The 10,363-nt window shown below is 50.2% G+C and carries 11 protein-coding genes, 1 rRNA gene and 1 other RNA gene; all 13 read left to right on the forward strand.

What is annotated here, in order from left to right; all coding sequences use genetic code 11:
• Window positions 1–27: 27 nt before the first annotated feature.
• The gene (murA, locus tag L3D05_RS20475; RefSeq protein ID WP_239618187.1) at window positions 28–1,278 is read left to right on the forward strand and encodes a UDP-N-acetylglucosamine 1-carboxyvinyltransferase; all 1,251 of its coding nucleotides are present in this window, start codon (window positions 28–30) and stop codon (window positions 1,276–1,278) included.
• A 52-nt stretch (window positions 1,279–1,330) separates the two neighbouring features.
• Entirely contained in the window at window positions 1,331–2,641 is a 1,311-nt protein-coding gene (gene rho, locus L3D05_RS20480; RefSeq protein WP_239618202.1) for a transcription termination factor Rho, read from the forward strand.
• A 27-nt stretch (window positions 2,642–2,668) separates the two neighbouring features.
• Window positions 2,669–3,919, forward strand: a complete 1,251-nt coding sequence (locus L3D05_RS20485) for a radical SAM family protein (RefSeq protein WP_239618188.1) — start codon at window positions 2,669–2,671, stop codon at window positions 3,917–3,919.
• Window positions 3,920–4,058: 139 nt separating this feature from the next.
• Complete coding sequence (gene rpmE / locus L3D05_RS20490; RefSeq protein WP_120979354.1) at window positions 4,059–4,256, forward strand: 50S ribosomal protein L31; 198 nt, start codon at window positions 4,059–4,061, stop codon at window positions 4,254–4,256.
• Between the two features lie 66 nt (window positions 4,257–4,322).
• Window positions 4,323–4,718 carry a hypothetical protein gene (locus L3D05_RS20495; protein ID WP_239618189.1) on the forward strand — a complete coding sequence of 132 codons (396 nt, stop codon included), beginning with the start codon at window positions 4,323–4,325 and terminating at the stop codon, window positions 4,716–4,718.
• A 73-nt stretch (window positions 4,719–4,791) separates the two neighbouring features.
• An RNA gene (gene ffs, locus L3D05_RS20500) (signal recognition particle sRNA large type) lies at window positions 4,792–5,057 on the forward strand.
• A 184-nt stretch (window positions 5,058–5,241) separates the two neighbouring features.
• Window positions 5,242–6,360 (forward strand): two-component system sensor histidine kinase NtrB, encoded by a 1,119-nt coding sequence (locus L3D05_RS20505; protein ID WP_239618190.1) that lies wholly within the window; start codon window positions 5,242–5,244, stop codon window positions 6,358–6,360.
• An 84-nt stretch (window positions 6,361–6,444) separates the two neighbouring features.
• On the forward strand, window positions 6,445–8,220 hold the full coding sequence (gene dnaX, locus L3D05_RS20510) for a DNA polymerase III subunit gamma/tau (protein WP_239618191.1): 1,776 nt from the start codon (window positions 6,445–6,447) through the stop codon (window positions 8,218–8,220).
• A 20-nt stretch (window positions 8,221–8,240) separates the two neighbouring features.
• Window positions 8,241–8,552 carry a YbaB/EbfC family nucleoid-associated protein gene (locus L3D05_RS20515; protein ID WP_239618192.1) on the forward strand — a complete coding sequence of 104 codons (312 nt, stop codon included), beginning with the start codon at window positions 8,241–8,243 and terminating at the stop codon, window positions 8,550–8,552.
• A 34-nt stretch (window positions 8,553–8,586) separates the two neighbouring features.
• Window positions 8,587–9,186: a recombination mediator RecR gene (gene recR, locus L3D05_RS20520; RefSeq protein ID WP_239618193.1), complete on the forward strand. Its 600-nt coding sequence runs from the start codon at window positions 8,587–8,589 to the stop codon at window positions 9,184–9,186.
• Between the two features lie 144 nt (window positions 9,187–9,330).
• On the forward strand, window positions 9,331–9,597 hold the full coding sequence (locus L3D05_RS20525) for a DUF2508 family protein (protein WP_239618194.1): 267 nt from the start codon (window positions 9,331–9,333) through the stop codon (window positions 9,595–9,597).
• The gene (locus tag L3D05_RS20530; protein WP_239618195.1) at window positions 9,594–9,860 is read left to right on the forward strand and encodes a pro-sigmaK processing inhibitor BofA family protein; all 267 of its coding nucleotides are present in this window, start codon (window positions 9,594–9,596) and stop codon (window positions 9,858–9,860) included. The genes L3D05_RS20525 and L3D05_RS20530 overlap by 4 nt, the downstream gene beginning before the upstream one ends.
• A 427-nt stretch (window positions 9,861–10,287) precedes the next feature.
• Window positions 10,288–10,363: ribosomal RNA gene (locus tag L3D05_RS20535) — 16S ribosomal RNA — on the forward strand; the annotation flags it as partial.

The following is a 10,363-nucleotide window of genomic DNA, read 5'->3' on the forward strand; positions in this document are numbered from 1 at the left end:
GACAACAACACGAGGAGGAAGACCGTATTGGATAAATTGATGGTCCGGGGAGGCCGACCGCTTAGAGGTACGGTCGGAATCAGCGGCGCGAAGAATAGCGCTGTCGCTCTTATTCCCGCAGCAATACTGGCAGAATCGGAAGTGAGGCTGGACAACCTTCCTCAACTCAGCGATGTGGCGGTTTATGCGGAATTGTTAGAGGAGCTTGGGGGCAAAGTATCTTGGCAGGATGACGTGATGTCTATCGATCCATCCGCTATGAGATCGGTTCCAATGCCTAATGGAAGAGTTAAGCTTCTTAGAGCATCCTATTATTTGATGGGGGCTTTGTTAGGAAGGTTCGGCGAAGCGACGATCGGCTTGCCGGGCGGTTGCAATTTCGAACCGCGACCGATAGATCAGCATATTAAAGGGTTTGAAGCATTGGGAGCGGAAGTGACCAATGACCACGGATCCATTCGGATCAGAGCGAAAGAATTGCGCGGCGCCAAAATTTATTTGGATGTCGCTAGCGTTGGAGCCACGATTAATATTATGTTGGCGGCTTCCAGGGCCAAAGGATTAACGTTGATCGAGAATGCGGCGAAAGAGCCGGAGATTATCGACGTAGCTACGTTGCTGAATGCAATGGGAGCCAAAATTAAAGGTGCCGGTACGGAAACTATCCGTATTGAAGGCGTTCAGGAAATGCATGGGTGCAGGCACTCTATCATTCCCGATCGCATACAAGCTGGAACATACATGATTGCCGCCGCGGCGACACGTGGCGACGTCCTTATCGATAATATTATTCCTAAGCATTTAGAAGCCATGACCGCGAAGTTGCAGGAAATGGGCGTACACGTCTATGAGATGGATGAAGCAATACGGGTGGTTGGACAATCCCTGTATGAAGCGGTAGACGTTAAAGCGTTGGTGTATCCCGGCTTCGCCACCGATCTGCAATCGCCGATGACCAGCTTGCTTACGCAAGCCCGCGGTGTAAGCGTGTTGTCTGATTACGTGTACAACAACCGGTTCAAGCATGTGCCGGAGCTTGCGCGCATGGGCGCGCAAATTCGGGTAGAAGGCCGTTCTGCCATCATTGAGGGCGGACCGCTTAATGCCGCTAAAGTACGAGCCGCCGATCTGCGTGCGGGAGCTGCGCTGGTCGTAGCCGCGCTTACGGTTGAAGAGGGCACTACGGAAATTAGCGGTGTTGAATATATCGACCGCGGATATGAAAAGCTGGTTATGCAGCTGAGTAACTTGGGCGCGGAAGTTTGGCGGCAAGGGTAATAAGCAAATAGTTGATTTCTGAGCAAAAGTGGGGATTCTATTGACCGATTTAATGATGGCTGATCTGGAAGGTCTCAAGCTAACCGAGCTGTATAAGTTAGCTAAGCAGCACCAGATTAATAACTACGCCCAGATGAAGAAGAAGGAACTGATTATCGCGATCTTGCGAGCGCAAGCGGAGCGAAGCGGTCTGATGTTCATGGAAGGCGTTCTAGAAGTGTTGCCGGAAGGTTTCGGATTTCTACGTCCGATTAACTACCTTCCAAGCGCTGAGGATATTTACATCTCGGCCTCGCAGATTCGCAAATTCGATCTGCGGACAGGAGATCTCGTTTCCGGTAAATGTAGGGCACCTAAAGAAAGCGAGCGCTACTTCGGATTGCTGCAAGTAAATGCCGTGAATGGCGTCACTCCGGAAACTGCCGCCGAACGTCTACATTTTCCCGCTCTTACCCCGCTGTATCCGCAGAAGAAGATCAAGCTCGAAACGTCTCCCTCTCATCTGTCCACTCGAATTATGGATCTCGTAGCTCCCGTCGGATTGGGTCAACGCGGTTTGATCGTTGCCCAGCCTAAGGCGGGGAAAACGTTGCTGTTGAAAGAGATCGCGAATAGTATTTCGATTAACCATCCGGAAATCGACCTATTCGTTCTGCTGATCGATGAGCGTCCGGAGGAAGTAACGGATATGCAGCGCTCGGTCAAAGGAGAAGTTATCGCTTCTACTTTCGACGAGGTTCCCGAGAATCATATTAAGGTAGCGGAGTTAGTGCTGGAACGCGCGTTACGACTTGTGGAGCACAAGCGAGACGTCGTTATTCTGCTGGATAGTATCACAAGGCTTGCGAGAGCTTACAATTTGGTCGTTCCACCGTCCGGGCGTACGTTATCCGGGGGGATTGATCCTGCCGCATTCCATCGTCCGAAGCGGTTTTTCGGTTCTGCGCGTAACATCGAGGAGGGCGGCAGCTTAACGATTCTGGCGACCGCGCTCGTGGAAACGGGTTCGCGTATGGACGATATTATTTATGAAGAGTTTAAGGGTACGGGCAATATGGAGCTCCATCTCGATCGCAAGCTATCGGAGCGTCGGATTTTCCCTGCTTTGGACATCAGGCGTTCGGGAACGAGACGGGAAGAGATGTTGCTTGATAAAGAAGCGCTCGATAAGCTATGGGCGATCCGTAAGAGCATGAACGATTCCATGGAATACGTGGAAGGCTTCCTTAAGAAGCTCTCGAATACGAAAACAAATCAAGAATTCCTGGATATGCTGGACACAAGCGGGGGCCCGAGTTCGCCTAGCCCATCGCCCTCAAGTTCCAGCGGAGGACGTCGCTCACCGCGAAACAGTTCCTCTTAAAGCAGGATTGTTAGGAGGGCTTAGCCCATGCATCTAGTGTACGCAGACGAGCACGGCAACGTATTCGACCATCCGGAGCTCTATGGGATTGCCAGAAGCGGCAATGATCTCGTAGAACTGCTCGAGGATGAGCTTATTCCTCTGCCTGCCGGGGCAACTTTAGTCGGTCTTCCCTATACCCGTCCGATCGGCATGGATCCGGCGAGTGGGAAGATGCAATTGCTTCCCGGCGCTTATCAAGCAGTGGGAGCTTTGTTGCCGCAAGGTTTTACGCGTTATTACGTTCCCGGCTATTCCAAGACGGACAAAACGCAAAAATTTCCGTTGTTCGGGTATACGGCAGTCGTATGGAAAGACGGCGGTTTCTATGTAGCCGCTAGCCAGAGCGATGATCCGGAACCGTGGAATCCTGAAAATTGCGATCGCGCCGAACTTGAGATTCAAGTGGATCGCCTTCTGCAGGCCTACCCGGACAATAGGTTGTATAAGCATCTGTCCCACTGTGCTTTGGGATACGAGTGTTTAACGGCATCCAATACGTTCTTGCAGCGTCTCGAAGGAGCGGTTCCGGTCTCGTTTTCCTGCAATGCCGGTTGTTACGGTTGCATTTCGGAGCAACCTGACGACAGCGGATTCGTCGCGCCGCAAACTCGCTTGAAGTTTAAGCCGGAGGTCGACGAAGTCGTGCAAATCATGTTGGAGCACTTGAAATTGCCAGACTCGATTATCAGCTTCGGGCAAGGGTGCGAGGGCGAACCTTCAACGCAAGCGAAAACGATCGTTGAAGCGATGAAACGCGTTCGCGAGCAAACTTCGTTAGGTTACATTAACATCAATACGAATGCGGGCTTGTCGGATCATATGAGGGCGATAACCGATGCCGGGTTGAATCTCATGCGAGTGAGTACGATAAGCGCGATCGACGAGCATTATAACGCTTATTACAAGCCTCGCGGATATACGTTGAAGAACGTGGAGAAGTCCTTGAAGTACGCGACGGACAAAGGCGTGTATACTTCCATCAATTATTTGATTTTTCCTGGAGTAACGGATCGCGAGGAAGAGATCGAAGCCATGATCGGTTTCGCTCGGAGAACCGGATTGAAATTGATTCAGATGCGCAACTTGAATATCGATCCCGACGCCTATCTATCTCTGATTCCTCCGGCGCAAGGAGAAATCTATGGGATGAAAGCGTTGCTCGATATTTATCGGCAAGAACTGCCGGATGTGGTTATCGGTTCTTATACGCATGTGCCTCCGAAGCCGGCTACTTAATATTGGAACGGTCGATAACATTTTCCGTCGCGAAAAGGCTCAATCTTGCTTGCCACGCAATTACAGGCGTGCTATAATCCCATCATGTGTCTAATACTCTGAATCCGCATGTGATTCAGGGCAGAAAGAGGTGAACCCTTTGAAACCATCCATTCATCCGCAATACAATGTGATTACGGCATCTTGCGCATGCGGAAACACTTTCGAAACAGGTTCGATCAAATCGAATCTTAAAGTAGAGATCTGTTCGGCTTGCCACCCGTTCTACACAGGTAAGCAGAAGTTTATCGATGCAGGCGGTCGCGTAGACAAGTTCAAGAAAAAATACGGAATTTAATTTCAAATCGCCGTATAGAGATAAGCCTCCTTTGAAATCCTACGGGATAAAAGGGAGGTTTTTTTCATGCAAATGAAATGGAAAACAATGACGTTGATGGCATTGGTAATATGCGTTCTATGGGCTACGCCGGGCTGTGGTAAACAAACCACTAATGGGATGAAGGCGCAGAATTACAAAAATGATGGTTATCTTGGAAGGGCGAACAGTAATCCGCAGCTTCCTGGCCATCACATCGTGACCAATTACAACACGGACAACCGAACGATGCGTGAGGCCATTCGCAAAGTACCGGGCGTTGCCGACTCCAGTATTACGTTTAACGGAGCCGATGCCTACGTGACTATTAAGCTCACTCCCGGCCTGCAAGCCCGAGAAATCCCTACGGTCGAACAACAAGTGGCTACCGTTCTTCGGTTTAATTACCCTAGGTATACCATTCATGTCAAATCAATGAAGTAAAGCGACAGTAAAATTTGTGGAAACTGTTTCCGTAGGTTGCACTTCCCTTCGCGATTCGCTATACTTAGCTTTGCCGTGCTAGACGGGGAGGTAGCGGTGCCCTGTAACTCGCAATCCGCTCCAGCGAGGTTGAATTCCTGTTTTAGGTTTTGTGATGCAGGTTCCGGTAAGTTTCGTGCCGTGTTGACGGCAGGGTCCTCCGCGAGGGACGGCCATGAACCCGGTCAGGTCCGGAAGGAAGCAGCCATAAGTGGTTTAGTTCTTGTGCTGGAGGGTAGCTCGGCTCGAGCGACACACTCTTATACGGCTGGATCACAATTATCGAAATCAGGTGCACGGTCCTAATAAGTTAATTCTCAAATGAACGATTCAAGAAGCATCCCGGCTAATCGGCCGAGATGCTTCTTTTGTTATCCCGGTTTCCTATAAAATACTTCTACTGTCATAGGTCCAAAGGAGGGAAATAAGCTCAAATACCGAATATTTACAAATGAACTGGCTCGTTGACCGGAGGTGATTACGAATGGAAGACGAACGGGCGGTACTTGGAGGACGCAAACGAATTGATGCGCATCTGACGAAACGGGAGAAGTATATTCGACAATTTGCGCAACGGTTTTTGTCATTGGAAGGCATTGGTGTGCTAATAATGGATTCGGAATTTCGCATCGTGGAAATCAGCGAAGTCATCTGCTCCATCTTCGGGTGCAAACGAACTGACATCATGGAACAATCCGTGGAGAAATGGTTCGATTCGCTTTCTTTACATCCTAAGCCGTTTGATCGCAGCTTGTTGGAGGGCGGCGTTTTTCGGAACCGCGTATTGAATTGGAAACGGGATGCGAACAATTATAAGTTGATGTTGGACGGTGGGGTGTTACAGCATAACGAAGCCATCACGGGTGCCTTTGTTCTCTTCCAGGATGTGTCTCATTTCATGAGTCTAGAAGAACAGGTTAGGCGATCCGATCGATTGAAAACCATCGGTCAGATCGCAGCGGGTACGGCCCATGAGATTCGCAATCCCTTAACGGCGATGAAGGGCTTCATGCAACTGCTTGAGAAAAGCCTTTCGGAACGAGGGATGAGCAAGGAACAGGATTATGTCGGGATCATGCTCTCCGAGATAGAGAGGGTTAATGATTTGGTTAGCGAATTTCTGCTGCTCAGCAAGCCTAAAGAAATCAAGCGGGCCCCGATAAGAATCGGACATGTGCTTCAAGAAATTATGCCTATGATCCGGAATGAAGCTTTGCTCCATAAAGTGACCGTTCTTTATCATCCGAAATCGGAGCTGTCTGCTATATTGGCGGACAAAGAGCAGCTAAAGCAAGTGTTCTTGAACTTGGGGAAAAATGCGATCGAAGCGATGACCGGAGGAGGGACATTAATAATTAGCGAGCGCCATTACCCCCATGAACCCGACAAAATTGCAGTAGATATAAGTGATACAGGCCCGGGAATTGCACCAGATGCTTTAGAGAAAGTGTTCGATCCCTTTTTTACGACTAAGCCGCAAGGTACAGGGCTGGGATTGTCGATATGCCAGCGGATCGTTCACGACCTGGGAGGCAACATCGAAGTTGCGTCCGATGAAACGGGTACGAAGTTTACCGTTTGGATCCCTTACGCTTCGGAGTAATTAAGAAATAGCAGCTGGCGGTGGAGTGCCGTCTGCCGATGATGTATAATGAATGAAACGGCAAGCTGACGGGAGCGACAAGCAATGGCACATCTTGCTTTGTACCGGGCCTGGCGTCCCCAGACGTTCAAGGACATGGTCGGGCAACAACATATCGTTCAAACTCTACAAAACGCAATCCGCGAAAATCGTCTATCCCACGCGTATTTGTTTAGCGGCCCGAGAGGGACGGGTAAAACAAGCGCAGCAAAAATATTGGCGAAAGCCGTTAACTGCGAGCATGGTCCGGCACCGGAGCCTTGCAATGAGTGCTCGCAATGCGAGCGAATTACTAGCGGATCGGTTATGGATGTTGTAGAGATTGATGCGGCGTCCAATCGAGGCGTTGAAGAAATTCGGGATATCCGAGACAAAGTGAAATACTCGCCGACGGAAGTGCGGCGTAAAGTGTATATTATCGATGAAGTGCACATGTTGACTACGGAAGCGTTCAATGCGCTGCTCAAGACTTTGGAAGAGCCCCCGGGTCACGTCATGTTCGTTTTGGCGACGACCGAACCCCATAAGCTGCCTCCGACGATTATCTCACGCTGTCAAAGGTTTGATTTCCGCAGGGTATCATTAGAGGAACAAGCGGGACGCCTTCGTGAGATTTGCGCGGAGGAACGGATCCAGGCGGAGGAAGAAGCGCTGCATTATATCGCTCGCTTATCTGATGGCGGGATGCGCGATGCGCTAAGTTTACTGGATCAGATCTCGTCTTTTACCGGCGGACAGGTGAGCTTGGATCAGGCGATCGAAGCGACCGGAGGTTTGCCTTCCGAGCAATTCTCAAGGCTGGCGATCGCGATCAGGGACAACGATGCATCTAAAGTTCTGCTCGAGATTGACGAGATGATGAGATCCGGTAAGAGTGCCGACAAATGTTTGGAGCAGCTCATGTATTACTTCCGTGATTTGCTGCTGGCACAACTGGCGCCGGATGCGGGAGACTCTTCAGGGAGAATAGCGAGCCCGGGCGAATTGAAGGAAATGACTAGCGGATTTTCTCGGGAGCGGTTATTTGCTATCATAGATTTGTTAAATCGCTATCAGGGCGAAATGAAGTATGCGGCACACCCGCAAACGATGTTTGAAATCGCACTGCTGAAGCTCTGCTCGGATCAACCGGGTGTTTCATCTTCGTCGAGCGCGACGGCGCAAGCCGATTCGAGCGTTGGCCGAGGCGAACTCGGACAATTAAAGCAACAAGTGGCATCATTGGAGAAGAGGCTTGGGGCGCTGGCGAGCGGAGGCAATGCGGTTACGGCTATGGCGGGATCTCCACCGTCCGGACAAAGCGGGGGAAGCGCCCGCGTAGTCTCGGGTGGCGGCGCTGCTTCTAGTACGCCGAGGCCTTCGACGGTCCCGCGAGCTAAGTTGAATGCTTTCGTGGATGCCCACTCTTCAGCCGCTCAATCGTTGGGGAAATGGCCGCAAATTCTTCAACGAGTCAAGGAAGAACGCGTTACCGTCCATGCTTGGCTAGTGGATGGCGAGCCGGTCTCTTACGATGATAATGCGCTCCTCGTCGCATTCCGGAATACGATCCATCGCGAAACGACGGAGAGGCCCGCCAACAAGGGGGTTATCGAAGGGGTGCTGACTTCCCTGTTCGGTCAAACGACTCAGTTGGTCACCATCATGCAGAAGGAATGGCAAGAAGCTGTAGCGGAAAGCGCTGGACAGTCCAAGGTTAACGCTGTAGGCGAGGAGTTGCTTCTCGTACCGGAAGATGAAGGCGAAGAAAAAAGCGAGCCATGGGTGGACGAAGCAGTTCGTTTGTTCGGAGAGCAATTAGTAACGATTAAAGATGACTAACTTATTGGGAGGCTATATCAATGAATAATATGAATCAAATGATGAAACAAGTTAAGAAAATGCAAGAGCAAATGCTTAAAGCTCAAGAAGAGCTTGGAACTAAGACGATCGAAGGAACTGCCGGCGGCGGCGTCGTAACCGTATCGGTGAATGGTCACAAAAAATTGCTCGACATCAAGATCAAGCCGGAAGCTGTCGATCCGGAAGATGTCGAGATGCTGCAGGATCTCGTGTTGACGGCAGTAAACGATGCGCTGACCAAAGCGGATGAACTGGCGAATCAGGATATGGGCAAGTATACCGGAGGCATGAAAATTCCCGGGTTGTTCTAAACCGAAAATCGAAGATTAGAGGAGACGGGAGCCTTTGTTTTATCCAGAACCGATTGCTAAGCTGATCGACTCCTTCTCCCGCCTTCCAGGCATTGGACCAAAGACGGCTGCCAGGCTGGCTTTTTACGTCTTGCGAATGAAGGAAGAAGACGTGATCGATTTCGCCAAGGCGCTTGTTAACGTCAAGAGAAACCTGACTTACTGTTCGATTTGCTGCAATATTACAGATACGGACCCTTGCCGGATTTGTTCCGATAAGTCGAGAGACGTGTCTGTCATCTGCGTCGTCCAGGAACCTAAGGATCTGGTTGCCATGGAGCGAACCCGTGAATACAGCGGGCATTATCACGTTCTTAATGGCGCGATTTCCCCGATGGACGGACTTGGCCCGGATGATATCCGGATTGCCGAATTGGTTCGGAGGCTTGGAGATGAGCGGGTGCAAGAGCTTATACTGGCTACGAACCCGAACATAGAAGGTGAAGCGACCGCGATGTACCTTTCGCGATTAGTGAAGCCGTTCGGCATTAAAGTTACCCGAATCGCGCATGGTTTGCCGGTTGGCGGAGATTTGGAATACGCGGATGAAGTTACGATCTCCAAAGCGTTGGAAGGTCGTAGAGAGCTGTACTAATGTATGAATCATGCACACAGGGCGCCTTCGGGCGTCTTTTTTTATTTTCTGGCATCCTAACCGTTCTAAGAGAATTGCTAAGGGTATAGACATAGTAATGGGTTGTCCTTCGGGGCGGTACCGTCAGACGCGGGAGGGATAGTCGTGCATAGCAAGGGGAAGCGCGAATGGATCTCGGTGCAATCGGTGGAACGTCAGAGGCTCATTGCGGATATACGGTTAGCAGAGCAGGAATGGAAGCTCGCCGACTGGAGGTTTCATTATGCATTAGGCGAAGATCATGTGGATTATGCGATTTACTGTCTCGAAGCTGCGGAGAAAAAACTGGGAATGTTGATTAAGGAAGCCAAAAGACTATGGAGCAGCAGCTCGGAGCAGGGGCAACAACAGGGAGGGGAAGGGGTAGGATGAAAACATTCTGGCTTATCCTTCTTGTGGGCTCCGCCGTATCGCTCGGACTGGTTCTATTGAAGCGGAGTACTCCCAAAGGCTGGCTTATGCGGTTCTGCGTGCATTTGGTTATGGCGGCAATGGCATTATATGCGCTTAACTTCTCGGGCTGGGGAGCGGGAGGATATGTTCCGCTTAATCCCTTTACAATTGGAGCGGTTGCAATGCTTGGGTTGCCGGGAGTGGGTCTCGTATTAGGTTTGCAATGGATTGTTCTTGCATGAAACGGCCTGCCTCAGCGGGTGTTTTGTGTATTCCTGAGGATAAGGAAAAAGGTAGTTGAATGAGCGAAGGCGGGGGTGGAGAAAGTAAGTTCATCGGATTAGAAAAAAAGCTTTCGACAAGTGTTGACGTATCGCGCTTTAATATGGTACATTATATCTCGCGCCTCTTGGACAGTCGAAATGACGAACGAGGACATCGAGAACTGGTAGAAATTACCTGTTGCAAAGATGATGGTTGCTGTGGTATATTATAAAAGTCGCCGTTAGCGCGGACGACAACGAAATACGAAACAAATTGTTCTTTGAAAACTGAACATCGAGCGTAAGAAACAAACAATCGTCAGAAGATGGCTTCGGCCGTCGGAAGACAAACCAGCAATACAGATTGAGCCTCAAAGGCTCTTTAATAAGAAGCTTCGGCTTCACTATTATGGAGAGTTTGATCCTGGCTCAGGACGAACGCTGGCGGCGTGCCTAATACATGCAAGTCGAACGAATCTCTG

The organism is Cohnella mopanensis, assembly GCF_022352055.1.
In the GTDB taxonomy this organism is placed as follows: domain Bacteria; phylum Bacillota; class Bacilli; order Paenibacillales; family Paenibacillaceae; genus Cohnella; species Cohnella mopanensis.

Excerpts from the sequence above, each read along its gene's own strand:
- L3D05_RS20505 (WP_239618190.1), top strand. The coding sequence starts at position 5,242 with ATGGAAGACGAACGGGCGGTACTTGGAGGACGCAAACGAATTGATGCG.
- L3D05_RS20515 (WP_239618192.1), top strand. The coding sequence starts at position 8,241 with ATGAATAATATGAATCAAATGATGAAACAAGTTAAGAAAATGCAAGAG.
- L3D05_RS20485 (WP_239618188.1), top strand. The coding sequence starts at position 2,669 with ATGCATCTAGTGTACGCAGACGAGCACGGCAACGTATTCGACCATCCG.
- L3D05_RS20530 (WP_239618195.1), top strand. The coding sequence starts at position 9,594 with ATGAAAACATTCTGGCTTATCCTTCTTGTGGGCTCCGCCGTATCGCTC.
- rho (WP_239618202.1), top strand. The coding sequence starts at position 1,331 with ATGATGGCTGATCTGGAAGGTCTCAAGCTAACCGAGCTGTATAAGTTA.
- L3D05_RS20495 (WP_239618189.1), top strand. The coding sequence starts at position 4,323 with ATGCAAATGAAATGGAAAACAATGACGTTGATGGCATTGGTAATATGC.
- dnaX (WP_239618191.1), top strand. The coding sequence starts at position 6,445 with ATGGCACATCTTGCTTTGTACCGGGCCTGGCGTCCCCAGACGTTCAAG.